This window comes from Rothia uropygialis, assembly GCF_004137765.1.
In the GTDB taxonomy this organism is placed as follows: domain Bacteria; phylum Actinomycetota; class Actinomycetes; order Actinomycetales; family Micrococcaceae; genus Rothia.
The window spans coordinates 289,561-315,236 of sequence record NZ_NOIS01000003.1 but is presented as its reverse complement, the minus strand read 5'-3'; the positions used below and the strand labels follow the sequence as shown (position 1 = coordinate 315,236).

Genomic DNA, 25,676 nt, shown 5'->3' with positions numbered 1-25,676 from the left:
ATGTGACTCCGGAGTCACGGCTGAAGCACAGTACATCGCTAGAGCCGACCTCACGGGGGCGACACATGTTGGGGCACGGGACCGCGACCGATCGGGCACCTTGGGTGGGTCGGCTTTTGAAAGAGCTCGTCAGTCGTCCATGTGGTGTATGCCGCCCCATGCGAATCGAATCAGTACCTTGCTCAGCTCGTTCTGCTCCTCGGGGGTTTCGGCCGCTGCGATGACCTTGGAAGAAGTCAGCGCGGCGCTGATGATGGCCTCGGCGCAAAGCCGGCAGGCCGCCTCCTCCGTAAACTTGGATTCTTTGAGGAGAACTTGAGTCAAGGTGTCGACGAGCCCTTCACGGAGCCTGCTCACACGCTCGTCCACGGCCGAGGTGTTCAGCATGTCCGACTCGAACAGAATCTTGTAGCGATCCGGTTCCCGAATTACGAAATCGGTGAGGACCTGGATGGAGCTCTCGGTGCGTTCTTCCGAGGACAGTTCAGCATGCAGTGGGGTATGGATCATGGAGAGGAACTTCTCGACGCAGTCATCAACGACTGCCAAGTACAAGTCGTCCTTGCTTTTGAAATACCGGTACAGGAACGGTTTCGAAAGGTTCGAGATCTCCCCAATTTCATCCATGGTGGTGCTGTAGAAACCGTTGTGAGCAAAGGTGGTCAGCGCGGTCCCTAGAATGAGTTCGCGGGCTTGCTCATGTTCCATACGCCGCTTCCGGGGCATGTCATCTCCTTCAAGTATGTGTGATGTTTGCACCTACCCCGGCCAATAATTCTTGGATAAAAACTACTCGCGCGGCATGCACTGAACGGTTGGTTCCGGTCGGTTTACGCCTTGGATTTATTCAGAATTTCTATCATAAATCGTTCACATGCTTCGATTTGGGACAGTTCAACCCATTCATTCTCGGTATGAGCCTGAGAAATAGAACCTGGACCGCACACAATGGCCGGTATGCCGGCCTCGTAGTACTGTCCGCCCTCGGTGCCGTAGGAGACGTGTGTTGACTCGCCGCCGCCGTCGAGCACTGCCCCGAGCTCTTCCGCAAACTTTACGATGGGCGCGTCCGTGGACGTGTTGAGGGCCGGGACTCGTGCCAGAACCTCGAAGTCGACCCCTACCTTGCCGAGGGCTTTCTCGTCCGCGCCACCGAGGGACCGAACTCTGGCCACCTCGTCCTTGAGCGCCGGTTCGATGTCTTCGCGGAGGAATGTGCGGATCCTCTCGGCGAGTTCCTCGGGCTCGGTTCCGGGGACGATCCGGAAGTCATATTCGAGAACGCACTGGTCGGCCACGATGTTGTAGGCCGAACCGCCTTGGGCGAAGTTGACTCCGCCGGTGGTGTACGTGATGTTGAAGCCCTCGACCCTGGGCCCGTTGTCCCGGAGGTCGTCAACCAGGCCGTTGAAGAAGTGAATGAACTCGCCCGCGTAGCGGACGGCGTTGATCCCGAATGGAGCAAGAGAAGAGTGCTTGGGCACTCCGCGGAAGGTCAAACGACCGCGTTGCGGTGCCTTGTGGGCGACGACGATGTTCATCAATGTCGGTTCGCCCACGATCGCGTACCGCGGCTTGATGCCCCGTTGCCCGAATTCCTCAATCATTCGAGGGGCGCCCAAGCAGCCGAGTTCTTCGTCGTAGGTGAAGGCGAAATGAATCGGTTCGGCAAGTTTGGCCTCGATGACCTGGGGCAGGAGCCACAATGCGACCCCGATGAACGACTTCATGTCCGCACCACCGCGGGCATAGACCTTGCCGTCCTTGATCGTCGGTGTGAAGGGATCCGTGTCCCACGGTTGCCCCTCTACGGGCACGACGTCGGTGTGGCCCGATAGGAGGACTCCGCCGCTCATTTCGCCGTCCTCGGCGGGGACCGTTGCGAAGAGGTTGGCTCGCTGCCCATCGTCGGAGTAAGTGCGATGCGTCGCGATTCCATGGCGCTGGAATTGGGACTCGATGAATTCGATCAACTCCAGGTTGGAGGTTTCGCTCATCGTGGGAAACCGAAGGAGGCGGTCGATCAACTCGTACGAACAAGGAAGGCCGGCCGAATTCTTGACCTGCGTGTGCTGTTCCGTGGATTGCTTGATATCGCCCATAGGATCAGCTTAGTCGGTGGTCTTCGCTCATGAAGAAGCCAGTGTTTTCAGGACCTGCAGGTTCGTTCAGCAATGAGAAGTGCTGGGTTGCCGCGTGCAGACCGGCATCAAAATTGGGGGATCAGATGCCGTAGTGAATTCCGGTGATTAAATGATGCGATCGGTCTATGGGGGTCTGATCGCGTCTCACCGGATTGCCGCACTGTGCACGCCAGCAACCCAGCCCACCAAAGTTAACTCGTTACTTTCGGGTACGAATAATTATTTCCACACATTACGCAAAAAATACTGATCTGAATATCTGCTGGGTGGGAACTAAATCATGTATGAATGATCGCCGAGAGTATGGAATGCGCGGCGGTGGTAAACCAAGGGAGTTCCCGGGTCATTGTTTCGTGTGGCTTCGATGACTTCGGCCGTGAAGACCAGGGCGGGGCCGGCCTGTGCCTGAGTCAGGGTTCGGCACCGAAGCACCCTACTGACGTCAGTCAACAACGGCTCGCCGGTGGGGAGGGTTTCCCAATTCATCACATCGCCGAAACGGGGTGCCCCGTGGGTTGCGAAGGTCTTGGCGAGCTCGACATTCTCGGCGTCGAGCAAGTGCACCAGGTACGTTTCAGCGTCGGCGATATGAGCCGCTGAACCACGTCGGGCAGCGAGGGAAAAGCCCAGAATGGCCGGGTCCGCCGAGATGGACGAGACGGAGGAGGCCGTGAGGCCTACGGGGCCGTCCTCGTCGGTGCTCGTGATGATCGCGACGCCGGCCGGGTGGTGTCCGAAGATCTCCTTGAAGATCTCGCTGATAGATTCCCTGTTTTCTGGACTCGCGTCAGTCATCGATCATCCTTTCAGCGGGCTATACCGAATGTCCGCTAGGCCTACCTTTCTCCTCACGATAGAGCGAGCACTCCCACTGACGCAGGGGAAGACGGAATCTTACGTCGCGTCTCCCAATGTGACCGGAGTGTGAAAAGACGCGTGACCGTGATCGGTCCGACTGGGATTCTGGCCCTCACTGGCGCGAGACAGTCATTGGCCGATCGGCTCGGAGAAGGGGCGGGTTTTCGGCCGGCTCGGAAACCCCGCGGCCGATCGATGCATAGCGGAAGCCCGCCTCGGCGACCCGGAAGGGATCGTAGAGATTCCGCCCGTCCACGATCACACGACCGCGCATTCTGGAGGCAAGAAGATCGGCATCGAAAACGCGGAATTCTTCCCACTCCGTGCAGATGACGAGCGCGTCGGCGCCCGCGAGGGCATCAAAGCTGTTGTCCGTGAAGACCACTTGGCCTGCATCGGCCCCGAGCGCGGTGCCGAAGGTTCCGACTGCCACCGGATCGTAGGCGCGAACGGCCGCGCCGGCACCGAGGAGCGAGCGAACTAGGACCAAGGAAGGCGCCTCGCGCACGTCATCGGTTTTGGGCTTGAACGAAAGACCCCAGACGGCGACGGTCGCACCATCCAGCGAGGGCATAAGGCTCTCCAGCTTGCGGAACATCGACGTCTTCTGATGCGTGTTGACGCCATCGACGGCCTCGAGTATCCGGGGTCGGCACCCGACCGTTCGGGCGGTGTGCGCCAAAGCCGCAACGTCCTTGGGAAAGCACGAGCCACCGTACCCTGCGCCCGCGTAGAGAAATTGATAGCCGATGCGCGAGTCCGAACCGATGCCGACGCGGATCTTTTCGACGTCGGCTCCCGTGGCTTCTGCAACGGCTGCGATCTCGTTCATGAAGCTGATTTTGGTTGCGAGCATGGCATTGGCGGCGTACTTGGTCATTTCGGCCGACGCGATGTCCATAGACAGGATCTTCTCGTGCTGCCTGTTGAAGGGTTCGTAGACATCGCGCATCGTCCTCTCGTCGAGGGCGCAGGATGTGCCGATGACGATCCGCTCGCTGTGCTTGAAGTCCTGGATCGCGGCCCCTTCTTTGAGGAACTCGGGGTTGGAGCACACCGTAACCCGGTGCTGGGCGCCGCGCCGACCGATGGCCCCGTCGATGATCGATTGGATCCTTCCGGCCGTGCCCACCGGAGCAGTGGACTTGTTGACCACCAGCAAGCGGTCGTCCGCGAGATCTCCGATGTCTCGGGCGACGGCGTCGATGGAGCGCAGGTCCGCGGAGCCGTCGGAATTCTGTGGCGTTCCCACCGCGATGAAAGCGACCTTCGCCTCGAAGAGGCCTTCGGACGCGTCGTCCGTGAAGTCGAGCCGTCCTTGTTCTGCGTTGGTGCGGATCATATCGTCCAGACCAGGCTCCCAGATGGGACAGATCCCGGATCGAAGCAGCTCGACGCGTTGAGTGTCCACGTCGATGCACGTGACGTGGTGACCTGCATCGGCCAAGCACGCGCCCGTAACCAGTCCAACGTACCCTGACCCAAATATTGCGATTCTCATGTCTGCGTCCTCTGAGCGGGGAATCCCGTACCGCGGGCGATCGGGTCTTTCGACGCTTCACGGTAGGCTCGGCCACAAGAACACCGCGTGAACTTCGGGTGACCTCTCGCAAAATGTCACGGGACAAATCCGGCCGCAGGCGTGAGCGAGCGCCCTCTGCCGGTTTCCCTATCCGATGATCAGGTGGGCTGCGAGGGTGAACATGATCAGTGCAATGATGCCGTCCAGAATCCGCCACGTCCCGGGACGAGCAAAGACAGGGCGGAGGAGGCGGGCGCCGAATCCCAGTGCGAAGAACCAGATCGTGGAGCCCAGAACGGCTCCGAAGAAGAATAACCATCGCCCTGGATCGCCCTGCTGGTTGGCGACCGAGCCGATGAGCACCATGGTGTCCAGATACGTATGCGGATTGAGGAAAGTCATGGCCGCACACGTCAGGAGCAGAGAGAAGACCGTGGGTTCTGGGGATGCTGTCGCCGTCTTGCGTTGAGTGCGCGTGGCCCCTCGATTCTTGAGCCTGACAGCGCCACCGGGCGTGGAGGCGCTCGATTCGCTCGATTCATCGGCGTTTTGCTCCGGGAAGTGCGCCCCGGGCCCCACCGCATCCTGCGGGGTCACGACGAGGGCCTCGCCGCTGGGCCGGATGGCCCTTTTGGCGGCCATCGCACCGTAGCTGACCATGAATATCACGCCACCCCACAGGAGGACGGTCTGGATCCAGGGGAGCTTCTCGACCAGGTAGCCCATTCCGCCGATCCCCGCGGTATACAGCAGGGCATCCGAAACGATACAGAAAATGATGATGGGCATCATCGGGCGCCCCATGATGCCTTGCTTGAGGATGAAAGCGTTCTGGGCACCGATGGCCGTGATGAGAGCGAGGGTGGTTCCCACGCCCAGAAGAATCAGGGAGAAATCGATGGTCATGAGACCAAGCTATGGTTACAAAGCAGATCAGTACAGCTAAAGTTTTTTAGGATACCTAAGAAAAGCTTATGATAATGGCGTGAAGAGATTTACCGCGGAGCAGCTCAGGACGTTCGCGACCGTCGTCGAGGAGAAGACTTTTGAAGAAGCCGCGCCTGTTCTGCGGGTTTCTGCCTCGGCGATTTCGCAACGGATCAAGGCCATGGAGGAGGCCTGTGGGCAGATTCTCCTGCGGCGATCCAACCCTGTGGAACCCACCGAGCCCGGGCGTGCGGTCCTGAGGCTCGCGAAACAAATCGAGTTGCTGACCCTTGAATCCGAGCGTGAACTCACCGGAGGAGACCAAGCCCGGCGGTTGGCGATTGCCTCCAACTCGGATTCCCTGGCGACCTGGCTCCTGGACGCACTGGCGTCCATACCGAGACACGAGCGACTTTACTGCGAGGTTCACCGCGAAGACGAAAGACACTCCTCGGCATTGTTGCGTTCCGGTGGTGTGATGGGCGCACTGACCGTGGACCCGCAACCGGTTCAGGGGTGTTCGGTCGAGTTGCTCGGTTCAACGCGATACTTCATAGCGGCATCACCGGATTTCGTGAACCACTTCTTTCCGGCTTTCTTCAAGAGTCCTTCCCTGCTGACCGAAGACCAGCTGCGCGAGGCCCCGGTGATTCAGTTCGAACGCAAGGACATCATGCTCGACGATATGGTTCAGCTGCTCGCCGAGAGCCACGGGCTGAGGCCCCAGACCCAGGCGCCTCGCGTCTATATTCCCTCGTCGACGCAGTACTACAGGGCAGTCAGTCTGGGAATGGGCTGGGGTGCCGTGCCAGATCTCCAGGCTGAGGGAGCGTTGGCTTCCGGGGAGCTCGTCAGGCTCGTGGATCGGCCCATCGACATCCCCATCTACTGGCAACGATGGACCATCGATTCCCCTGCGCTCCAGACACTCACGGAAGCGATCCGGGCAACGGCGCGCCAACGGCTCAGGCAATGAGCAACCGGCGCTTCACTCGAGCGCCTCGCTCAGCCCGTCCAGCTTGCGGATCGAGGAGGCAACGTCGTCCGCCGTCGGTGCGGCGACGTAGCTGATCCGGATGTGGGATGCCTGACGATCGGTCGGTTGATAGTTCCCGCCCGCGGTCACCGCGACGCCGCGCGCCAGCGCCCCGGCCGCGAAAGCGCTGGACGAGGTCATGGAGGGCAGCTCGACCCAGAGATGGTAGCCGCCGTGCGGAATCGACGTCAGAGCCTCGGCGCCAAAGGTCTCGTATATCGCGCCGACGGCCGTTTCACGCCGTTGCCTCAGTTGCTCCGCCAAGTCGATCAGACTCCGCTTCCATGCGGGAGCCGTGACGACTTCCAAGGCCATATGTTGCAGAGGTGCCGCAACCGACATGAGGTCGATCGCCTGACCGGAGCGCAGCATCGACATGACAGGCCCTTTGGCCGCCAAGGCCGCAACACGGAGGTTGGGTGAGGTGACTTTTGTCAGCGAACGGATGTGAATGACGGTCCCGTCCGGATCATCCGCGATCATGGGGGGTGGCACGTCGGGGGAATCGGAGTGGATCATATGGCGAGCGAAATCGTCCTCGACGATAAACGCTTCGTGCTCGCGGGCCACCTTTCGCAACTGGTCGCGGCGGTCGCGACTCAAACTGGTCCCCGTGGGATTCTGGAAAAGCGGCTGAACCACGATGACTCGTGCTCGCGTTCTCGTCAGGGCATCCTCCAGGTAATCCGGTCTCATCCCGTGCCGATCCGACGGCACGGATACCGGGCGCAGGCTCTCGGATTGCGCCGCCGCTATCGAGCCGGGGTATGTGGGGGACTCCAGCAGAATGGGGTCCCCGGGTTGGGTGAGAACCCGCATCGTGGTTGAGAGAGCGCTCTGACCGCCCGATGAGATGAGGACATCGTCTCTGGTCAGTCCCCCGCCGATGTCCTGGGCGAACCAGGTTCGAAGCTCGGGCAGACCGCTTGCGGGAACCCTGTCCCAAGCGTCCGGGCGGCGTGCAGCTCGGGACAACGCCGATCTCAGGGAAAACAGCGGCTGAAGATTCGGATGCAGATAGCCGCCGTTGAGATCGATGACGTCCGGCCCGTGCAGGCTCAAGGTGCTCAACAGACCGTCCGCCAGGAATGAGCGCTGGGGGTCTGTGGATTCGCTGAGACCCGCCGACAGTTCGAGCGCTGCCTGTTGCCACGAGGTATCTCCGTGAATGGGCTCCGGACGTTCACGCGATCGAAAAGTGCCCGCCCCGGGGCGGGTCGTGATGAGCCCGCGTTGCGCGAGGATCGATAGCGCTTGGCTGACCGTGGTAGCGCTGACTTCGAACCGCCGAATGAGCTCCCGATTTGAAGGAATGCGGGTACCCGCCGACATGGGCTCAATTTCGGTCGCGAGAACTTCAGCCACGGAAAGGGAACTGCTACTGTTGTTCATGAGTAACAATAGTAGCGCTATTATCATTGAGCCAGTATCGCAACGCGCCACAGGAACACTTTTCGCCTCGTTGGGCGTTCTTGCCTTTTCCTTCAGCCTGCCCGGTACCGCCCTTGCGCTGGAGGGATTCGGCCCGTGGAGCTCCACGGGCCTCCGCGGTGTTCTCGCCGCAGTTCTGGCCATTGTTGCTTTGGGTGCGACCCGTTCCAAGCTGCCCAGCGGGGATCAGTGGGCTCCGCTGGCCGTCGTGGCGCTTGGCTGCGGTTTGGGGTTCCCGCTCCTGACGGCGTTGGCTCTGGAGACCTCGTCGACGGCGCATTCGGCCGTAGTGATCGGGGCACTTCCCATGGCGACCGCCGTGATCTCGACGCTGCGCACTCGCCGGTACCCCTCGCTCTTGTTCTGGGTGGCCGGTGGCGCGGGCGCCGTCATCGTGATCGCATTCGCGCTCGCCCAGAACCACGGACTGCCGACGCTGGGCGACCTCTTCCTCTTCGGTGCACTGATCCTCTGTGCCGCCGGATACGCCGAGGGCGGGAGCCTGTCGGCGAGGATGCCCGGGTGGAAGGTCATCGCGTGGGGCGTCGTGCTGTCCTTACCGGTGAACCTGCTCGTCGTGGCCGTTGCCCTGCCTCAAGAGCCGATCCACTTCAGCGGCCGGGCGATCTTTGGGCTCCTCTATATCGCCGCGATTTCCCAATTCGGCGGATTCGCGGTTTGGTACAAGGGAATGAGCATGATCGGGGTCAGCAAAGCGAGCCAAATTCAGCTTGCCCAACCGCTTCTCACGCTCATTTGGGCTGCACTCTTCCTGGGCGAGCATTTCACGCTGGCCGTGCCGCTGACGGCGGTACTGGTTCTGGCTTGCATTGTGGTCACCCAACGCACGAAGGACGCCTGATCGACCGGGGTCATGCCCCCTGCACCCTCTATTTTCCGAGGAACTCCGCGGCGGATTCGCCGGCGATGCGTCCGGAGTTGAAGGCAAAGGCGAGCGTCAGACCGTCAATCTGTGGGTACGTGCCCCCGTAGAATCCCGTGGTCTCGTTGCCCCCAGCAAACAAGCCGGGAATCGGAACGCTGTGTGGGTCGAGTACGCGGGCTCGCTCGTCGATGCTGATGCCGCCCAAGGTTCCGCGGACCGTGTTGACGACTTTGACCGCGTAGAAGGGGCCGTCGCTGATCAGGTGCTGGAGCACAGAAGCGGGAGTGAAGAATTCCTCGTCGTGCCCCTCTCGAACTGCTTGGTTGTATCGGTCCACCGTGTCCGCGAACTCCTGGGCCTGGAAGCCGACGGCGCCCGCCAGCTCCTCGACCGAAGTTCCCATGTAGGCCGAGCCGCAGTCCACGGCTTCGCCGAGCGCTTCCACAAGCTGGGGTTGCGCGGGAGTGCCGACCGTGCCGGGAGGGAGTGGCGCACTGTGGTCCTCGCCGGGGGAGAGGGCGAGGCCGTCGGCGGAGAGCTTCTCGACCGTGGAAGAATCCAGGATCATCCAGAAGTGTCCGCCCTGTTGATAGACGGCGGGTCCGCGCTGTCCGAAACGGTACGTCACGGCTTCGTCGATGAAGCGCTTCCCTGCAGTGTTGACCCACAGGAGCGGCAAGTTGGCCAACATGGCCAGGGCTCTGGAAGAAAAGCGCCCCGGCACCGTGAAACTCGGGATGTCCAGGGTGCGGTCCGCATCCGCGACTCCGCCCGCTGCCGCAGCGATCTGCCGGCCGGTTCCCACGGCCTTGCGTTCTCCGGTGAAGTGCAGGGTCGAAGCGTCGATGGGCCCCAATTCTCGTTGCACCAACTCCATGTTCCCGACGAAACCGCCGGTCCCGATCACCACGGCGTTGGCGCTGATGTCCACGTGAATCGGGGCCGTGTTCTCATCCGATTCGAGATCCTCGGAAGCATCCTTGCTGAGGGCGGTCGGAGTCGAGATGGGCTTGCCCGCATCCGTCTTCTCTGCTCGGATACCCAGGATTTCGCCTTCGGCGCCTATTTCGATCGCCGTGGCGGCGGTTTCGGTCAGCAGAACACCGTCCATCTCTTGAAAGGCCTTCAGCATCTTCTTGAATCCACCGAACTTGGATGCGTAACGGTGGTAAGTCCGGGCGTTGCGGTGCGCGGTCAGAATTCCGGTTTCGGCCTGGACAGGGGCCGAGTGGGCATCGTCATGTTCGGCCAAAGTGGTTTTCAGGCCGTGACCGGCAAGCCATGAAACCGTCTCCCCGGAGCGGCCGACGACCGCGCGCACCAACTTCTCGTTGCACCGGTGGCGGTTGTATTCGGTGATGGCGTGAAACGCGTCCTGGATGCTGAAGGTCTCTCCCGCTTCCCTCTGGGCCTCGGACTCGTAGGCGGCGAATCCGGTGGCGCCGAACATGGCGGCGCCGCCAGGGCGGTTGCCCTTTTCGAGCAATACGACCTTGACGCCTCGCTCGGCGGCGGCCAGTGCTGCTGCTATACCGGTGCCGCCCGCGCCGAGCACGACGAGCTCGGCATCGTAATGCTCTGAGTCTTCTCGGGGCTCAAACACGGGTGCGGTAGTCACATGTCCTCCATTGGTTTAGGTGTACCTAACAGCGTAAAGGGAAATCTCTTGGGGTTACAGGTGTGAGGCCGATCTGAGTCGCGAGCGTCATTGAATGCAAATTTCCGTCATCTCTTGCGGTTGTGGGGGTCGGCGTGGAGCCGCGCGAATCCGGTTTGGGCCGTCGGTGTCGGGGTGGGGCTTCGCGCGCCGGGAATAGACTGACCGATCGCGGGGTTGTGGTGGAAAAGGTTTACTCGTAAAGTAAATCTCGAACTCAGATCAACGAAAGGATCTCACCATGACCACCTTCAACGAACTCTCCGCAGGCACCTGGACCCTTGACCCCGCTCACTCGGAGGTCGAGTTCACCGTGCGTCACGCCGGTATCTCCAAGGTTCGCGGCACTTTTCAGGAAGTCTCGGCCGAGCTGAACGTCGGCGAGCAGTCTTCCGTGACCGCCTCGGCGAATATTGCTTCCTTGGACTCCGGCAATGCCGACCGCGACGGTCACGTCAAGGGTGCAGATTTCTTCGATGCAGAGAACTACCCGACCATGACCTTCACCTCGACCTCGATTGAGTCCGACGGTGAGGATTTCACGCTGAACGGTGACCTCACCATCAAGGACGAGACCCGCCCCGTTTCCTTCAAGGGCGAATTCGGCGGTGTTGCCGTGGACCCCTTCGGTGCCACCCGCGCAGGGTTCTCGGCTTCCACCTCGATTTCCCGCAAGGATTTCGGCATGACCTGGAATGCTGCACTCGAAACCGGCGGCGTCCTGGTCTCTGACAAGGTCAACATCTCGCTCGAGGTCTCCTTCATCGCGCCTCAGGCATAAGGGCGCGACGCCAGACCCCACATAGGTTCCTGCTCAGGGCCCCTCTGCCTCCCCATCGAGGCGGAGGGGCCCTGGGCCGTGAATATCGATGGCCACCGTGCGCTACGGTCAAAGGAGGAAATATCTTCCGACACGCGAACGGAGGCTCGTCATGACCACTCTCAAGGACTGGACTCAAGCGCACCGAATGTGGGTGGACGACTTCGTTCTGACTCTCAGGCTCTCCGAGGCCACGGGGGAGGAGATCGCCGACCGCCTCGCCTCCGCGCATACCCAGTGCGACCAGACGGATCGCTCTCCGGAGGACGAATTCGGCGATCCTGCAGAGTACGCGAAATCCTTGGGGTTCGAGCCCAAGCCTTCGGAGAAGCGAGATGTCCTGCGGACGGCTTTGCCCGTCGTCGTGCAGGTCCTGTTGCTCCTGGTGGGCTCCTACGCGATCCGTGACTGGATCACGGGTACCGAACTCGTGATCAATTTGGGAACTCTGATCTGTTGGGTCGTGCTGGTGGCCATTATCGGTGTCGTCACGGCGACGACGGCTTGGGGAAGCACCGCGATTTACAACGTTTGGGTTTTCAGCGTTGTTTTCGGTCTCGCGATCCTCCTGGGAGCGGCCGGCGCACTGATCTCCCGAGCGGACCTGCCCGTCGTGTTCTCTGGGACGCCCGTGTTCCTGGCCGCGGTCGGGATCTTGGGGGTGCTCGCAATAGCAGTCCTCTCTACCCTCAGGGTCGTGAGAACCTCGCGTCGGATGCCCGATCCCGGTGCGAGACGCGGCGAACCAGAGCAGCACCGGGCGGAGGGGGCGTCCAGAAGCTTGGCTGTTACCCTGCCGATCTTCTGGATCATCCCGCTTTTCATGGCCTTCGATGCCGGCTTTACGGCGATGACCTCGTAGGCTACTACGATCGGCTCCGCGTCAGACCTCCGTACCCCGCATCGGTCGGGTTGCAGTTACGAGATCAGCTTCTGGACCACGAAGTAGACCACGGGGACCAGCACGAGCAGCAAGAGGGCCCAGCGGCGCACGCGCGTTTCGGTCTTCGCGGCCCTGATGTCGGGGCGGTCCTCGCGGGGCTGCGTCGGACGGGACTCAGGCCTTTCCGCCGAGGAACCCGTAGCCTGGTCCTCGGCCGCGGAGTCGGGATGCCGGCCGGCCTCGCCGTTGAGGGGGCCCTGAGGATCCCGAGCTTCGGCCACCTAGCGCCACCTGGTTGTCATGATCAAGCCGACCATCATCAGTCCGATGCCGATAGCGATGTTCCAGAAACTGAGATCGGGAATCGGCAACGCCTGGTCGGAGATGTAGAAAGTCATGATCCACAGGAGACCGATGATCATGAAACCGAGCATGATCGCGATGTACCACGTGGGGGTCGGGGAGGATTGACGAATGTTGGACGTCATTTCGTCCGCGATTTTGCGCAGGCGCTCGTCTTCGGCGCTCTCGTGGGACCGCTTCGCCTTGGTCTCCGACGGGGCGGTCTTGCTCGTGTCTTCGTCGGCGATGAGGGAAGTCGCCCGGTCCGTCTGGCCTACGGCGTCGCCGCCTTCCGAAGCGGTCGCCTTCGAGTCAGAGTCCGCAACGCTAGATCCAGCGCGGCGTGACCCGAAAAGTCCCCGACGGGGTTTCTTCTCGGTCGACGTTCCGGTGGCGAGGTTGCCCCCGCCTGTCTTCTTGTCCTCGGCCATTCTTGGTCCTCCTGGAATTCCGCGTCCGACTTCTGCGGTGACCACATAAGGTATGATTCTGGGCGAGAACGGCCTGTATTTGGTGGCCGATCGCCTGAATGTCGAGTCTAACCAATCTGCCAAGCTCTTGCCGATACGCGCCTGTGGATTCACGGTTCGTACAAATGATATTGGCAGTATCTTTTTCGTCAGGGGGTGCCGTTGGCCACGCGGAGAGCACCTTCACGGGCTGGTCGACGGCCCCGCAGCATCGTAGGTGGTGTGATTCAGGTCCTGGGTGAGTTGCTCATCACTGTGGGTCTCATTCTGATCTTGTTCGTCGTATGGCAACTGTGGTGGACCAATCTAGAATCCGACAAGGCGCAGGCCGACGCCGTCAACCAAATGAAGCAGAATTTCCGGGACACCGGAAGCCCCGATGATTCCGGCAAGGACCCAGGTGACCCCGTGATCGGGGAAGCCCCGGCTCATGGTCAGGGTATCGGGATCATGTATATTCCTCGGTTCGGCGAAGCCTATGAGCGCCCCATTATTCAGGGTACGGGCCGCGACGTACTGGACACGCTCGGTGTCGGTCACTACGAATCCACTGCGATGCCGGGAGACATCGGGAATTTTGCGGTAGCGGGCCACCGACAGACCAACGGCAAGGTCTTTGACCAGATCGACAAGCTGGTTACCGGTGACCGCATCTACGTTCGCACTGCTCAGGGCTATTACACTTACGTCTTTCGAAATAACGAGATCGTCCTGCCCTCGCAGACGGATGTCATCGCACCTGTGCCCGGATATCCTGGAGAAGAGCCTCAGGATCGCATCATGACATTGACCAGCTGCAACCCTCGGTTCGGATCTACCGAACGCATCATCGCCTACGCGGTTTTCGAAGGATGGCAACCGAATTCGGCGGGGCCGCCTCCGCCCATCGCCGACCTTGTGGGGAAGGACTAGTAACGGATGTACGGATGGGTCTTCGCTCATTTGCCGGGCCCCTTGTGGCTTCGGATCATCATTGCGATAGTTCTGATTGTCGCGGTTGCTTATCTCCTCATGGAATTCTTGTTTCCGTGGCTTGAAGAGTACAGCCCGTTGAGCCCCGACGTGACCGTGGACGAGTAGGAGAATTTCATGACCATCAAGATTCTCGTGGTGGACAACTACGACAGTTTCGTTTTCACCCTGGTCGGGTACGTTCAGCAATTCGGCGCGGAGACCACCGTGATCCGCAACGATGATCTCAGCGCCCAGGAAGCTAGGCGTCTCGCCGAGCAGCACGACGGCGTGCTGATTTCGCCAGGGCCGGGAGCGCCCGCTGAGGCAGGGGTCTGCATCGATCTCATTCACTGGGCAACCGAGCATCAGAAGCCGCTCTTCGGCGTGTGCCTTGGTCACCAGGCCATCGCCGAGGCCTTCGGCGGCACAGTGACCCACTCTCCCGAGCTGATGCACGGAAAGACCTCTCGACTGACCCATAATTCGCTCTCCGTTTTTTCCGGCGTGCGAACGCCGTTCACCGCTACCAGATACCACTCGCTGGCGATCGCGGACGGGACCCTTCCGGAAGAGCTGGAGGCCACTGCGTGGACCGAATCGGGGATCATCATGGGTGTGCGTCACCGTACTGCGCCCCTGCACGGGGTTCAGTTTCACCCGGAGTCCGTGCTGACCGAGGACGGTTATCTCATGGTCGGCAATTGGCTCGAGTCCCTAGGCCTTGCCGGAGCGGTGAGGAAAGCCCGTGACCTCTCCCCTCTGATTGAGGCTTAGAGACACTCAGGAAATAAGTGAGCGGGCGACCCCGTGCTCAATGGGCATGAGGCCGCCCGCTCACTACGTCTCGCTCATCGTCCCGAGCTGGGGCTGGAAGAAGGCGAAGGGGAGGATGAGGGCGACGGGCTGCTGCTGGGTGACGGGTTGCCGCCGGAATTCCCATTGGAGTTATTTCCCCCGTTCGCGGCCGAGTCGCCGGAATTCCCACTAGGACTGCTCGATGGGCTGGGCGAGGGAGAGGGGGTCGCACGTGGCCCGGAGGAGACAGCGATGGTCACCGTGGAGCCTTGCGCAATGGACGTCCCGGCCTGTGCGGACTGGCGCAGAACTGTTCCCGCGGGCTGGCTCGACTCCTCATCGGTGATTTCCGTCGAGAGCAGGGTGTCCTTGCCGGTCAAGGTCGCAATCGCCTCGTCACGTGTGAGCCCGACGACTTGGGGAACCTGGACCTTGCCGGTCGAGAGGACCAAGTTAATGGTGCTGTCTGCGCTGACCCGTTCGCCTAATTTGGGGTTGGTGTCAACGACCAGGCCTGCCTGAACGGTCGGACTGTTGGCCGTTTCCACTCGCCCGGCCTTGAGGCCTAGCTCCTCGAGACGGGAGCGCACATAGGCTTCCGACTGGCCCGAGAGATCCTCCGGGAGTTGTACATTCGCGGGACCCTTGGATATTCGAAGTGTTACCGTCGAGTCCTTCTCGACCTCGGTTCCGTCGGCGGGGTCCGTATTGATCGCATTTCCGTGCTGGATATTGTCCGAGAACTCTTCCTCGACCTTGACCTTGAGGCCTTCATTGCGCAGGTGCTCTTCGGCGTCCGACTCCGACTGGTTCGCAACGGCCGGAACATTCACGTAGACGGGCTTGTTGAGCTCGTTCTGGTAGTACAGCCACGCGCCAAGTGCGGTTGCAGCGAGCAGGAATATGATGAGCCCGAGGATCACGTTCTTCCAAGCGGCACGACGCCGTTTCTTGGCCGCGAGGGCCTTGTTGCGCTCGTAATCGTAGAGCTCGTCCTCGGAGTACTCGTCTTGCGCTGACGGGAAGAAACCGGAGACGTTCGCGTCTTCCATCTGGGGCTGGTCGCCCTCGTTCGTGGTGTACGCGTCGTACTCTGTCGAGTCCGAGGCCTCCGGGGAGTTCAGCGATGATTCGTAGGCTTCGTCGTCGCCATGGTGGGCCCTGCCGTCAGCGGCCCGGGACGCTGCGGCTCCCGCGCCAACAGCCGTGGCACCCGCCGCGATTCCGGTGACACCGCCGATGGCTTGCGTCGGATCTTCGTCGGGGGCGCCAGCATGGCCGACGCTGATGCCGTGGGAGGCATTCTGGAGCGCAAAAGCGAAATCTTCCGCGGATTGAAACCGGTCGATACGGTTCTTTTCGAGCGCCCGCAGGATCAAAGCGTCCAGAGCGGGTGAAATTTCAGACCTGAAGGTACTGGGCACCTCCGGGGCCTCCCGGAGGTGCTGTTCCACAACTTCGATGCTCGTCGAACCGTCGAAGGGCGGCCTTCCGGCGAGCATCTGGTAGAGCAGGCACCCTACGGCGTAAAGATCGGAGCGTGCGTCGACCGTTTCACCTCTGGCTTGTTCCGGAGAGATGTAACGGGCGGTACCCATGATCGTCTGGGCTTCGGTCAACGGACGAGCCGTTTCGGTCATGGCCCGGGCAATGCCGAAGTCCATGACCTTGATCCGGGCTGGCCGACCCAGAGCCTCGTCCTCTTCGGTGCGGTTGAGCACCATGACGTTTCCGGGCTTGATGTCCCGGTGAACGATGCCGCGCTCATGGCTGTATTCCAGTGCGTCGAGGATGCCCTCGGTATAGCTCAGAGCGTCTTCGATCGCGAACTGCCCCCGGTCGGCCATGACGTCTTTGAGGGTTTCTCCGTGCAGTCGTTCCATCACGATGTAGGGAACGGAGTCGGCGTCTGCCTCTTCGTCGGGTTCGATGTCGTCGTCGCCGGGGTGCTCCAACTCCACTTTTGGCATGGGAGCCGTGGCATCCGGATCCGCTATCGCGTTTTCTTCGGTCATCGGACGGAACGTTCCGGTATCAAAAACCGCGATGACGGTTGGATGGTTCAACGATGCGATGGCCTCGGCCTCGCGGCGAAAACGGGTTCGAAAAACACTGTTCTCGGCGTGCTCGGGGCGCAGAACTTTGATGGCGACCTGACGGCCCAGGCGGTTGTCTTCGGCCGCATAGACGGTGGCCATGCCGCCTGAACCCAGGATCCCACCCAGTTCGTATCGGTTATCGAGAATACGTGGAACGCGCAGATTCATAAGGTCTCAGTCATCCGTTGGAGCCTGGGGTGCCGCCGTCGGACGATTCACCCGGTTGTTGGTTCTCGTTGGTCGCCGGTCTTGTGGAGGCCGCCGAAGGCGAGGGTGAGCTCGGCTGGGAAGGAGCGGATGACGTAGGCGCCGGGCTCTCGGGAGCGGGGCTCGAACTGCTCCCAGATCCAGTGGACACGTAAACGTCCACATACGAGCCGACCGTCACCTTGCTTCCTTCATTGGGGGAGGTTCGGACGACTTTGCCGGAGGCCTGATCGCTTGAGGTCTGATCGTGACGGGTCACGTTCACGCCCATTTGAGTGATCTCATCTATGACGGACTGGGCATCCTGGTCGACCATCTTGCTCGGCAGGTTAACGGACTCGGGTCCGGTGGAGTACACCACGGTCACGTTGGAGCCGGCCGCAACCTGCCCCTCAGGGGAGACCTCGAGGACATTGTTCTCGGGCTCGCTGGAATTCTTCCCTTCCGAACGGACGGTCAGACCCATACTCGCCAGCTGGGAAACGACGTCGTCCAACTTCTTGCCTTTGTACGCCGAAGAGTCGATGTCAATCATCTTGGCCGAGCTCGAGCTTGCCGACGGTTGCGAGGAACTCGAGGAGGGAGACGCCGAAGAAACGGATCCGCTCGCTCCAGGGGACGCCGAGGCGTCCGTCCCCGAACCCGACTGCACGATCCACCAGATGCCGAGGCCAACAGCCAGTAACAGCACCAACACAGGGACAAGCCATTTCCAAACGGCAGCGCCCTTGGACGACTTCTCCGCACCGTTGTCCGAGTAATCGCCCTGGTACTTCAACGAGCGAGGCTCGCCCACGGCAGGCAGCTGCGATGTGGTGGGGTGGGCCTGGTATCCGGCGGCCGAGGCCCCCGAACCGAACTGGCGGGTAGCGTCCGGCCCGCCCAAGGACTCGGTAGGCGTGGTAACGGGCTGTGTTTGACTCGTGTCGGTACTGATCGGCAGGTACGTCGAGAGCCCGGGAACAGCCTTGACAGCGGCCTTGAGGTCATTGCGTCGGATGGCGTCGACGGCGCTCGCGAGCGTCGTCGCATTCGCCGGGCGTTGGGCCGGGTCCTTGGACAGCAGACACATGATCATGGCCTGCGCGGGCACCGGCACGGACTTCGGCAACGGTGGCGGCGGATCATTGACCTGGGCCAATGCAATCGCGATCTGAGATTCCCCGGTGAACGGACGCTTCCCCGCAAGGCACTCGTAGCCGATGATTCCGAGCGAATAGAGGTCGGATGAGGCCGTTGCGGTCTGCCCGGTGGCTTGCTCGGGTGCGAGGTACTGGGCGGTTCCCATCACCTGACCGGTTGCCGTCAGCGGCACCTGATCCGCCAGACGGGCAATGCCGAAGTCGGTCACCTTCACGCGGTTGTCGGGCGTGATCATGATGTTTCCGGGCTTGACGTCGCGGTGCACAAGCCCCTGGGCGTGAGCGGCGGCCAATGCCCGTGCCGTCTGGGCGATGATGTTGAGGGTCCGGTCGGCCGGAAGCGTTTTCTCGCGCTCGATGATGTTCGACAGCGGCTCGCCGGGGACGAGCTCCATGACCAGGTACGCCGAGCCTTCTTCCTCGCCGTAGTCGAAGACGTTGGCGACGCCGGGATGGTTCAGAAGTGCCGTATGGCGAGCTTCAGCGCGGAAGCGTTCGAGGAAACCGGGGTCCCCCGTGTACTCCTCTTTCAAGATCTTGACGGCGACGATGCGACCGAGGACTTTGTCCTTGGCTTTCCAGACCTCGCCCATACCGCCGATAGCGATGCGCTCGGTCAGGCCGTAGCGACCGCCAAGGGTCATCGATGATGAGGGCCTCACTGATTCAACACCGCCTCGAAAAGTTGCTTGGCACCAGGGCTCGTGAGCTGAGCTCCTGTGACCGCATCTACATCTTCATAGACAATAGCAACAGCTAGTTCCGGGTCGTCCGCCGGTGCGAAACCGGTGAACCACGCTTCGTTGTTTCCGTCCACGCCGGTCTCGGCGGTTCCGGTCTTCCCAGCGACCTTGGTCCCATCGACCTTCGCGCCGGACGCGATTCCGTCGTCGACGTCGTTGACCATCCAGTCGCGCACTTGATGAGCGACATCCGGCGAGGTTGATTCCCGCAATTGCTCCGCCGAAAAATCGTAGAGCGTACTCAGACTGTTGGACCGAACTGTCTTGACTATGTTCGGTTTCATCTGGACGCCGTTATTGGCGATTGCGGAAGACATCATGGCCACCTGCAATGGGGTGGTTTTGACGTCGTATTGACCGATCGAAGACAACGCGAGCTCGCTCTTGGACATGCCACTGGGGAAGTTTGAAGGGGTGACGCTCATCGGGATGTCCAGATCCTGGCCGTACCCGAAGTTCTTTGCCGTCTTGGCAATCTTATCCTCACCGAGGTCCATTGCGATCTGTGCGAAGGGAGTGTTGCACGATTGTGCGAGCGCCCATTGCAAGTCCGTCTTGGACTGGGAGGAACAGTTGCCATTGACATAATTCGGCAAGGTCGAAGAGGAGCCTGGAAGAGGCAGGTTCTGGGGGTTATCCAGAACCGAATCCTTGTTGTATTTGCCCGACTCCAAGGCGGCCACCGCATCCATGATCTTGAACGTGGAACCCGGTGAGTAGAGATCGCCGGATATGGCTCGGTTGTAGAGCGGACGATCCTGGTCCTGGTTCAGTTCGGAGTACGCCTGGATGACCGATTTCGAGTCGTGTGACGCGAGTTGATTGGGGTCGTAGCTGGGCGTGGAGACCATGGCTTTGATCTCGCCCGTTTTCGGATTCATCGCAACGATCGAGCCCTTGTGGCCGGCCATTAATTCCGTGGCCTTCTTCTGCAACGTCGGATCGATGGTCAGCTCGACCGACGCACCGTGAGTGTCCTGGTTGGAGAAGATTTGCGCGATGCGATCGTAGAACTGTGAGTCCGATTTTCCGGAGAGCTCATCGCTCATGGCGGATTCGAGGCCGGTCGACCCGTAAACCATCGAGAAGTACCCGGTCAGGGCGGCGTACTCGTCGGTCTGCGAGTACTGGCGCTGATAGCCGAAGCTGTCATTGGACGGAACGGACTGTGCGATCGCGGATCCGTTGACGAGTATGGACCCGCGTGCTGATCCGTACTGATCGTAAAGCTGGCGGCTGTTCCAGGGATTTTCCGCCAGCGCGCCGGCATGCACGTATTGGACGTACGTCAGGGAGCCGATGAGCAAAATGAAGACGCCCGCCGCGGCGAGCCATGTTCTTCGGATGGCCTGGTTCACGAGTGACCTCCTGCTGAATGTGGGGAAGAAGCAGTTTCCTCATGAGAGTTCGAGCCGAGTCGGGAAATCGCCGCAGTAGCCCCCAACTGACCTGTATCCGCAGTGGTCTCGGCATCGGCTGCCTCCTCATTGACCACGCGAGGCGAACGAGCCGAGTGAGAGATTGCGAGCAACAACCCGACGATGAACCAGTTCGCGAGGAGGGACGAGCCTCCCGCGGACATAAATGGCGTCGTCAGGCCGGTCAGCGGAATAAGGCGTGTTACTCCGCCGACTACCACGAAAAGTTGCAGAACCATGGCGGCCGATAGCCCGGCCGCCAGGAGCTTGCCGAAGGCGTCGGGTGTCCCCAACGCCGCGCGGAATCCTCGGGAGACCAATAACAAGAACAGCATCAGGATCGCTCCGAGGCCCAAGAGCCCGAGCTCCTCTCCGATGGCCGTAATGATCATGTCCGAATTCGAGAATGAGACGAGGTCGGGTCTGCCGTTACCGAGACCACGTCCGAAGAGGCCACCCGAAGCGAGGCCGAAGAGCCCCTGGACGACCTGCCCCGAACCGCCGCTTTGTTGGTTGTAGACCTCAGGATCAAAAGCGTGGACCCAAGAATCTATGCGGAGGGTCACGTGGCTGATGGTCTTGTACGCGAAGAAGCCGCCGACGACGACCAGCACCAGTCCGAGAGCAACCCACGTGAACCGGTTTGTGGCCAGATACAGCATCGCCAGGAACAGCCCGAAGAACAGGATCGCGGAGCCCAGGTCGTGCTGAACGACGAGGACTCCGATGCTCACGAGCCATGCTACGAACATCGGTGCGAAGTCCTTGAAGCGCGGAAGCCGAATCTTCCCGATCTTCTTGCCCGCGAGCAAGATCAAATCGCGATTAGTGGACAGATAACCAGCGAAGAATATAGCCAAGGTGATCTTTGCGATTTCGCCGGGCTGGAAAGTCCTGCCGCCGATCGCGATCCAAATGCGAGCGCCATTGATCTCGGTCCCGAGGCCAGGAACCAATGGAAGGAGCAGCAATAGGATCGAGGCGACGAGGCTGATGTACGTGACGTGCAAAAGCACCCTGTGATTCGTGAGGAACCACAGGGCAGCGGCGCAAGCAATCATTGCAACGGCGGTCCACGCCGTCTGGGAACTGACCGAGGACGTCGGCGTGGTGAGATCGATGCGATAGATCATCGTCAGACCAATGCCGTTGAGAACCACCACGATCGGGAGGATGAATGGATCCGCGTACCGTGCCTTGAGGTGGAGAATCACGTGAATGATGAGGGAACCGAGAACAAGGACAGCCGCGGCGGCGACGACGCGATGATCGAAGGTGGCCGTGTTGTCCAGGTCCACGAGGCAGAGCGAGCCGACAGCGATGACCCACGAGATGGCCAGCAATAGAAGCTCGAAGAAGCGACGAGGCTTGGGGATGTGCTGCTCTTCGTCCGGAGTATAGGAATACTCCTGAGCAGGTTGAGCCTGGGTTGTCACTGGTCGTCACCTCCTTGCCCGTCTGAGCTGGGTTTTTGACTATCATTGCTTGAATTCGATGATTTATCACTTGATGGTGGAGCACTCGATACTGTGCCGTGGGGCGCTGGGGAGGCGGACTCCCCTCCGCCTTGGGAACCCAAGTCCAGATCCGACACCACACGCTCGGCATCTGCCACGGATGATGCGTGAATGCCCTCGTGGACGCGCGATTTGGAATAGTCCGGAAGATCGGAGACCTTCACGTCGGTCTCTCTCTCCAGGTTGTTGAGGTGTATCGGTCCGAGTGATTGGTCGACGCCGCGGTAAATTGCGACCTTGCCGTTATTCTCGCCGACGTAGTACTGGCTGTTGACCCACGCCAACCCGGCCCAAACAGCACCCGCGATGAGCACCAGAATGAATGCCCAGATGAAGGCGGCCAGACCCCAGCGTCGCTTCCGGCGTCGGGGGCTGTCCATCTCCTCGAGGAGTTCGTCCGGAATCTCCTCGCCCTCGTCGGTGTCCATTGACGGTGTCCGTGCCAAAGTCGCCCTGCGCTGAACGGTCGCATCGGTTACCGTGGGTATCTGGCCGGTGTGGGTCGCGGAGGCAGCCGCTCCTACCAGCAGGTGGGGTCGTTCCTCCAGCTCTCGACGCAAGATCGAGGCGGAGCTTTCTTCTTGCTGACTGGCCTCTTCGAGGTCGATTCCGGACCGGTGCATCATCGCATTGAGCACGGAGTCCGAGAAGGAATCACCGCGCCACCGGCCGTGCCGAAGGGTGTGGCGGACCTTTTCGCCACGTTCTCGGGGGAGTCGCCGCCGCCACGGGGCCTTCAACTCGTTGGAGTCCTCGTCTGCCGGGGCGCGGTCCCGAGTCGAGGAGCCGGCATCAACGCCTGCGACATCCTCGGGTGCAACGTCCGATGCCCCAGTCTCCGGAGAGTCTTCTTCCCAGGGTGCCAGGGATGAGTCGTCCTCTATATCCAGGAATTTGGGCCACTCTTGATCCGGATCGTTGGAGCGGTGCGAGGACTCTTCGGACGATGAACCAGCCGGCACGAGCCCGGAGCTCGACGTGGTTCCGACGGCCGCTTGCGGCTCCTCGGAAACGCGCTCGGGATGTTCGTCGGCCCGGCTGTCCCGGCCCACGGCGTCAAGGCGGCTGGTGACGGCATTGGCCAAGTTCGCCTCGTCATTGACCTCGACCACGGCGACGGTCACGTTGTCCGGTGCGCCTCCGTCGAGGGTCAACTCAACGAGGGACTCGCAGATTTCTTGCAGATCGTTGGTCGATCCGAGAATCGATTCGATCGTGTGATCCGAGACCACGCCGGAGAGTCCGTCCGAGCACAAGAGCCACCGATCGCCGACTTGCGCGTCTACGCGCTTGAGCTCAAGTTCCGGTGATGCGTCGGTATCCCCGAGAACACGCATGATGACGTTCTTGTGCGGGTGGTGCTCTGCTTCCTCGGGGCGCAATCGGCCTTCTTCGACCAGGCGTTGGACGAATGTGTGGTCGGTGGTCATCTGCTCGAATTTTTTGCCGCGCAATCGATAGGCGCGTGAGTCACCGATGTGGGCCAGCTCGAGTTCGTCGCCGTCGACCAGAAGGGCCGTACATGTGGTTCCCATGCCGGCCAGCAGGGGATTCATCTCGACCAATTGGTTGAGGATGATGTTGGCCGTCTGAATTTCATCCGCAAGAATCGTGCCCGCTGAGCCGTCATATTCCGAATGATCCAGGGGAGTCAGGTCGAGAACGGTCGAGGCGGATGCGACGTTGCCGCCTACATGGCCTCCCATGCCGTCGGCGACGACGGCCAGGTAGCGGCCGGCATACGCGGAATCGTCGTTTTTGCCACGTACGCGTCCGGTATCTGAGCGTGCCGCGTACCGAAAAGCAATATTCATGGGGGTTACGCCCTCAACTCAATGACAGTTCGTCCCACGGTAAAGGGCACACCCGGTTCGACGAGCGTCGCTCGCGTCAGGCGTTGATCGTTCACGAACGTCCCGTTGGTCGACCCGAGGTCCTCGAGGAACCAGCGGGATCCCTGCGGGAAAAGGCGGGCATGGTGCCCGGAGCAATAGTCGTCGTCCAAGGGGAGGGTGCAGTCCTGTGCCCTGCCGAGGAGCACCGGGGAGTCGCCCAATCGGGCGATGCTTCCGGACCCGGGACCACCGATGATCGCAAGCTGGCTGGGCCGTTGAGGCGTCTGTTGCTTTTGGGAGCCGGTCGAGGTCGCAGCTTGGGCGTCGCCTTTTTTCTTGTTCTTCTTGCGGCCGGGCAATGACGTGAAACGGAGGGTCTGCCCTATCCCGAGGTCACGCCGCTGCCCGGCGAGGATCACGAAGACGAATACCCACAGCAAAGCCAGGAAGCCGAAACGGAGCAACGTGACGGTCAGCTCTGAGGCCATTATCGACTACTCCTCGGGGCGAGCAAGCGGAAAGTTATCTTGGTTCGACCCATTGTAATGACAGTCCCATCCACGAGCTCTCGTCGACCATTGAGCCGGGTTCCATCCACCGATGACCCATTGGTCGAGCCTAGGTCCACGGCCAGGAAGACACCGTCCTGATTGAGAATCTCCAGGTGGCGCCGGGATACACCCGTATCTTCGATGGTTATGTCTGCTTCCGAAGAACGGCCCAGTACGATCGAGCTCGCCTGGATGGAAAACCGTTGACCGTTGATATCCAGGACAGGCTTGTAGCTCGGGGTGGCGCGGTGGGGCTGTTCGTACCTCTGCGGAGACGGTATGGCTTGCGTTGCGTTCGGGTCCGCACCGGCCTGGCGGCCGCCCGCAGATCCCCGCCGGCTGGGAGTTCGGGGCGCGATGCGGGACGAGCCGCTGGGCAGGGTTCTGCTTGACGCGGCCGCCGCCGCGGCAGGGGCGGCCGTGGCGGCGGCATCGGCCGGGTCTGCCTCGTATTCCGGCGCGTACCCGGGAGCATAAGTCGGTTCAGGCTCGGCCGGCGCGTTGGTCGCCTGCCGCCCTACGGGTGATCCTGCTTGCTGGGCATGGGCCTGGCTCGCGTTGTAGCGCTCCCCGGCAGCAGCGGCGGAAGTTTTCGGGGCCGTTCGGGTGGGGCGTCCGCGCGATGCCGAGCGTCCGGCGCGTTCTTGGGTGGACAGGACGAGGAATTCGCCCTTTTGAAGTTCTTCGGTATGAGCGCGCGTAAAAGTGACGCGAACTGCGCCGCGCAATGTGTAACCCTGTGACCGTGCATGTCGGATGGCGACGTCGCAGAGCTCCTCGGCCAGGTCATGGCCCCAGTCTTGGGCGCGAGTGAAGTCGGCATCCGAGAATTCGATGGTGAAGACGTTCGGGGCGATGGTTCGACCCTCAGCGATTGCGTAGGATTTCTTGTCCATTTCTGAACGCAGGCGGCTCGCGACGTCGACCGGTTCGATACGGTTCTTCGAGCCGGCGGTGAAAACCCCTCGCACAGCCTTTTCGAGACTCCGCTCAACATTTTCTATGAGTCCCATGGTTGCCTCCTGGTTCTGCGGTTACGGTCTCCGGCAACCCTCGCTTTAGGGTACGGGGTACCGCCACCGCGTACGGCCTCGGACACAAGGATAGTAGAGACCTATCCTGAATAGAGCGTGAATGGTCGGTATCGAACCAATTCGATGGGGCAATTCCTGGATGTGATGGCGAAGCAGCGCGGTTTTTTCTGAACTGTGGGCAATTTCCGACGGTCTGGCGGCTCGTGGCGAAGGGCACCTCGTCTTCGATTAGACAGTCCCTCGTGGATCTGGGTACGATAGTCAGCGTTGCTTTTGGCCCGTTATCCTTCGGATCGCGGGCGAGTCACTTGCGCGAGTGGCGGAATAGGCAGACGCGCACGGTTCAGGTCCGTGTGCCCGAGAGGGCGTGGGGGTTCAACTCCCCCCTCGCGCACCAGTAAAACC

23 protein-coding genes and 1 tRNA gene are annotated in these 25,676 nt (G+C 61.2%); 8 read left to right on the top strand and 16 right to left on the bottom strand.

The features are described from left to right. Window positions 1-129 precede the first annotated feature (129 nt). The 5 genes from EWV35_RS08145 to EWV35_RS08125 form a co-directional block, all read right to left on the bottom strand. The gene (locus tag EWV35_RS08145; protein ID WP_129660370.1) at window positions 130-726 is read right to left on the bottom strand and encodes a TetR/AcrR family transcriptional regulator; all 597 of its coding nucleotides are present in this window, start codon (window positions 724-726) and stop codon (window positions 130-132) included. A gap of 104 nt (window positions 727-830) precedes the next feature. After that, window positions 831-2,102 (bottom strand): acetylornithine deacetylase, encoded by a 1,272-nt coding sequence (gene argE, locus EWV35_RS08140; RefSeq protein WP_129660367.1) that lies wholly within the window; start codon window positions 2,100-2,102, stop codon window positions 831-833. 315 nt (window positions 2,103-2,417) lie between these two features. Continuing rightward, window positions 2,418-2,939 carry a flavin reductase family protein gene (locus EWV35_RS08135; RefSeq protein ID WP_129660363.1) on the bottom strand — a complete coding sequence of 174 codons (522 nt, stop codon included), beginning with the start codon at window positions 2,937-2,939 and terminating at the stop codon, window positions 2,418-2,420. A gap of 175 nt (window positions 2,940-3,114) precedes the next feature. After that, the gene (locus tag EWV35_RS08130) at window positions 3,115-4,503 is read right to left on the bottom strand and encodes a UDP-glucose dehydrogenase family protein (protein ID WP_129660360.1); all 1,389 of its coding nucleotides are present in this window, start codon (window positions 4,501-4,503) and stop codon (window positions 3,115-3,117) included. Window positions 4,504-4,671: 168 nt separating this feature from the next. Next, window positions 4,672-5,430 carry a LysE/ArgO family amino acid transporter gene (locus EWV35_RS08125; RefSeq protein ID WP_129660357.1) on the bottom strand — a complete coding sequence of 253 codons (759 nt, stop codon included), beginning with the start codon at window positions 5,428-5,430 and terminating at the stop codon, window positions 4,672-4,674. Window positions 5,431-5,509: 79 nt separating this feature from the next. Between EWV35_RS08125 and EWV35_RS08120 the strand changes: the two genes are divergently transcribed. Next, window positions 5,510-6,427, top strand: coding sequence for an ArgP/LysG family DNA-binding transcriptional regulator (locus tag EWV35_RS08120; RefSeq protein ID WP_129660354.1), 918 nt, complete (start codon window positions 5,510-5,512; stop codon window positions 6,425-6,427). Between the two features lie 12 nt (window positions 6,428-6,439). Here EWV35_RS08120 and EWV35_RS08115 read toward each other — a convergent pair whose 3' ends face one another. Next, a complete protein-coding gene (locus EWV35_RS08115) occupies window positions 6,440-7,879 on the bottom strand; it encodes an aminotransferase-like domain-containing protein (protein ID WP_129660351.1) in 1,440 nt (479 codons plus the stop codon). On the opposite strand from EWV35_RS08115, the gene EWV35_RS08110 reads away from it, so the two are divergent. Further along, complete coding sequence (locus EWV35_RS08110; RefSeq protein ID WP_129660348.1) at window positions 7,878-8,780, top strand: DMT family transporter; 903 nt, start codon at window positions 7,878-7,880, stop codon at window positions 8,778-8,780. The two genes, EWV35_RS08115 and EWV35_RS08110, sit on opposite strands and share 2 nt — an antisense overlap. A 28-nt stretch (window positions 8,781-8,808) precedes the next feature. Here the strand turns inward: EWV35_RS08110 and EWV35_RS08105 are convergent, their stop codons facing one another. Beyond that, a complete protein-coding gene (locus tag EWV35_RS08105; RefSeq protein ID WP_129660345.1) occupies window positions 8,809-10,422 on the bottom strand; it encodes an FAD-dependent oxidoreductase in 1,614 nt (537 codons plus the stop codon). 280 nt (window positions 10,423-10,702) lie between these two features. On the opposite strand from EWV35_RS08105, the gene EWV35_RS08100 reads away from it, so the two are divergent. Both EWV35_RS08100 and EWV35_RS08095 read left to right on the top strand, forming a co-directional pair. Next, window positions 10,703-11,242, top strand: a complete 540-nt coding sequence (locus EWV35_RS08100; protein ID WP_129660342.1) for a YceI family protein — start codon at window positions 10,703-10,705, stop codon at window positions 11,240-11,242. Between the two features lie 151 nt (window positions 11,243-11,393). Further along, window positions 11,394-12,143, top strand: a complete 750-nt coding sequence (locus EWV35_RS08095; RefSeq protein ID WP_129660339.1) for a hypothetical protein — start codon at window positions 11,394-11,396, stop codon at window positions 12,141-12,143. A 56-nt stretch (window positions 12,144-12,199) separates the two neighbouring features. Here the strand turns inward: EWV35_RS08095 and EWV35_RS08090 are convergent, their stop codons facing one another. Together EWV35_RS08090 and EWV35_RS08085 are read right to left on the bottom strand one after the other, a co-directional pair. After that, window positions 12,200-12,445 carry a hypothetical protein gene (locus tag EWV35_RS08090; protein ID WP_129660336.1) on the bottom strand — a complete coding sequence of 82 codons (246 nt, stop codon included), beginning with the start codon at window positions 12,443-12,445 and terminating at the stop codon, window positions 12,200-12,202. Beyond that, a complete protein-coding gene (locus tag EWV35_RS08085) occupies window positions 12,446-12,937 on the bottom strand; it encodes a cell division protein CrgA (RefSeq protein ID WP_129660333.1) in 492 nt (163 codons plus the stop codon). It abuts the gene before it with no gap. Between the two features lie 261 nt (window positions 12,938-13,198). Here EWV35_RS08085 and EWV35_RS08080 point away from each other — a divergent pair, with 261 nt between their 5' ends. From EWV35_RS08080 to EWV35_RS08075, 3 genes are read left to right on the top strand one after another with little or no spacing between them, the layout of a single operon-like run. Further along, complete coding sequence (locus EWV35_RS08080) at window positions 13,199-13,888, top strand: class E sortase (RefSeq protein ID WP_342210829.1); 690 nt, start codon at window positions 13,199-13,201, stop codon at window positions 13,886-13,888. A gap of 6 nt (window positions 13,889-13,894) precedes the next feature. Beyond that, on the top strand, window positions 13,895-14,056 hold the full coding sequence (locus EWV35_RS13185; RefSeq protein ID WP_165168454.1) for a hypothetical protein: 162 nt from the start codon (window positions 13,895-13,897) through the stop codon (window positions 14,054-14,056). A 9-nt stretch (window positions 14,057-14,065) separates the two neighbouring features. Beyond that, on the top strand, window positions 14,066-14,704 hold the full coding sequence (locus tag EWV35_RS08075) for an anthranilate synthase component II (RefSeq protein WP_129660327.1): 639 nt from the start codon (window positions 14,066-14,068) through the stop codon (window positions 14,702-14,704). Window positions 14,705-14,778: 74 nt separating this feature from the next. Here the strand turns inward: EWV35_RS08075 and pknB are convergent, their stop codons facing one another. From pknB to EWV35_RS13270, 7 genes are read right to left on the bottom strand one after another with little or no spacing between them, the layout of a single operon-like run. Then, on the bottom strand, window positions 14,779-16,992 hold the full coding sequence (gene pknB / locus EWV35_RS08070) for a Stk1 family PASTA domain-containing Ser/Thr kinase (protein ID WP_129660324.1): 2,214 nt from the start codon (window positions 16,990-16,992) through the stop codon (window positions 14,779-14,781). Between the two features lie 10 nt (window positions 16,993-17,002). Beyond that, window positions 17,003-18,835 carry a protein kinase domain-containing protein gene (locus tag EWV35_RS08065; RefSeq protein ID WP_129660321.1) on the bottom strand — a complete coding sequence of 611 codons (1,833 nt, stop codon included), beginning with the start codon at window positions 18,833-18,835 and terminating at the stop codon, window positions 17,003-17,005. Next, window positions 18,832-20,274, bottom strand: coding sequence for a peptidoglycan D,D-transpeptidase FtsI family protein (locus EWV35_RS08060; RefSeq protein WP_129660318.1), 1,443 nt, complete (start codon window positions 20,272-20,274; stop codon window positions 18,832-18,834). Before EWV35_RS08060 ends, EWV35_RS08065 begins: the two co-directional genes overlap by 4 nt. Further along, entirely contained in the window at window positions 20,271-21,770 is a 1,500-nt protein-coding gene (locus EWV35_RS08055) for an FtsW/RodA/SpoVE family cell cycle protein (protein WP_193554093.1), read from the bottom strand. Before EWV35_RS08055 ends, EWV35_RS08060 begins: the two co-directional genes overlap by 4 nt. Further along, window positions 21,767-23,665 (bottom strand): PP2C family protein-serine/threonine phosphatase, encoded by a 1,899-nt coding sequence (locus EWV35_RS08050; protein ID WP_129660315.1) that lies wholly within the window; start codon window positions 23,663-23,665, stop codon window positions 21,767-21,769. The genes EWV35_RS08055 and EWV35_RS08050 overlap by 4 nt, the downstream gene beginning before the upstream one ends. A 5-nt stretch (window positions 23,666-23,670) precedes the next feature. Next, window positions 23,671-24,174 carry an FHA domain-containing protein FhaB/FipA gene (locus EWV35_RS08045; RefSeq protein ID WP_129660312.1) on the bottom strand — a complete coding sequence of 168 codons (504 nt, stop codon included), beginning with the start codon at window positions 24,172-24,174 and terminating at the stop codon, window positions 23,671-23,673. Beyond that, on the bottom strand, window positions 24,174-25,250 hold the full coding sequence (locus tag EWV35_RS13270; RefSeq protein WP_238654296.1) for an FhaA domain-containing protein: 1,077 nt from the start codon (window positions 25,248-25,250) through the stop codon (window positions 24,174-24,176). Before EWV35_RS13270 ends, EWV35_RS08045 begins: the two co-directional genes overlap by 1 nt. Window positions 25,251-25,581: 331 nt before the next feature. On the opposite strand from EWV35_RS13270, the gene EWV35_RS08030 reads away from it, so the two are divergent. After that, window positions 25,582-25,668 (top strand) — tRNA-Leu (locus EWV35_RS08030). The last annotated feature ends 8 nt before the right edge of the window (window positions 25,669-25,676 follow it).

Bases quoted from the DNA above. Each gene is read 5' to 3' on its own strand.
- pknB (WP_129660324.1), bottom strand. From the start codon at position 16,992: ATGAATCTGCGCGTTCCACGTATTCTCGATAACCGATACGAACTGGGT.
- EWV35_RS08130 (WP_129660360.1), bottom strand. From the start codon at position 4,503: ATGAGAATCGCAATATTTGGGTCAGGGTACGTTGGACTGGTTACGGGC.
- EWV35_RS13270 (WP_238654296.1), bottom strand. From the start codon at position 25,250: ATGGGACTCATAGAAAATGTTGAGCGGAGTCTCGAAAAGGCTGTGCGA.
- EWV35_RS08085 (WP_129660333.1), bottom strand. From the start codon at position 12,937: ATGGCCGAGGACAAGAAGACAGGCGGGGGCAACCTCGCCACCGGAACG.
- EWV35_RS08095 (WP_129660339.1), top strand. From the start codon at position 11,394: ATGACCACTCTCAAGGACTGGACTCAAGCGCACCGAATGTGGGTGGAC.
- EWV35_RS08145 (WP_129660370.1), bottom strand. From the start codon at position 726: ATGCCCCGGAAGCGGCGTATGGAACATGAGCAAGCCCGCGAACTCATT.
- EWV35_RS08115 (WP_129660351.1), bottom strand. From the start codon at position 7,879: ATGAACAACAGTAGCAGTTCCCTTTCCGTGGCTGAAGTTCTCGCGACC.
- EWV35_RS08075 (WP_129660327.1), top strand. From the start codon at position 14,066: ATGACCATCAAGATTCTCGTGGTGGACAACTACGACAGTTTCGTTTTC.
- EWV35_RS13185 (WP_165168454.1), top strand. From the start codon at position 13,895: ATGTACGGATGGGTCTTCGCTCATTTGCCGGGCCCCTTGTGGCTTCGG.
- argE (WP_129660367.1), bottom strand. From the start codon at position 2,102: ATGGGCGATATCAAGCAATCCACGGAACAGCACACGCAGGTCAAGAAT.
- EWV35_RS08050 (WP_129660315.1), bottom strand. From the start codon at position 23,665: ATGAATATTGCTTTTCGGTACGCGGCACGCTCAGATACCGGACGCGTA.
- EWV35_RS08110 (WP_129660348.1), top strand. From the start codon at position 7,878: ATGAGTAACAATAGTAGCGCTATTATCATTGAGCCAGTATCGCAACGC.
- EWV35_RS08100 (WP_129660342.1), top strand. From the start codon at position 10,703: ATGACCACCTTCAACGAACTCTCCGCAGGCACCTGGACCCTTGACCCC.
- EWV35_RS08135 (WP_129660363.1), bottom strand. From the start codon at position 2,939: ATGACTGACGCGAGTCCAGAAAACAGGGAATCTATCAGCGAGATCTTC.
- EWV35_RS08045 (WP_129660312.1), bottom strand. From the start codon at position 24,174: ATGGCCTCAGAGCTGACCGTCACGTTGCTCCGTTTCGGCTTCCTGGCT.
- EWV35_RS08125 (WP_129660357.1), bottom strand. From the start codon at position 5,430: ATGACCATCGATTTCTCCCTGATTCTTCTGGGCGTGGGAACCACCCTC.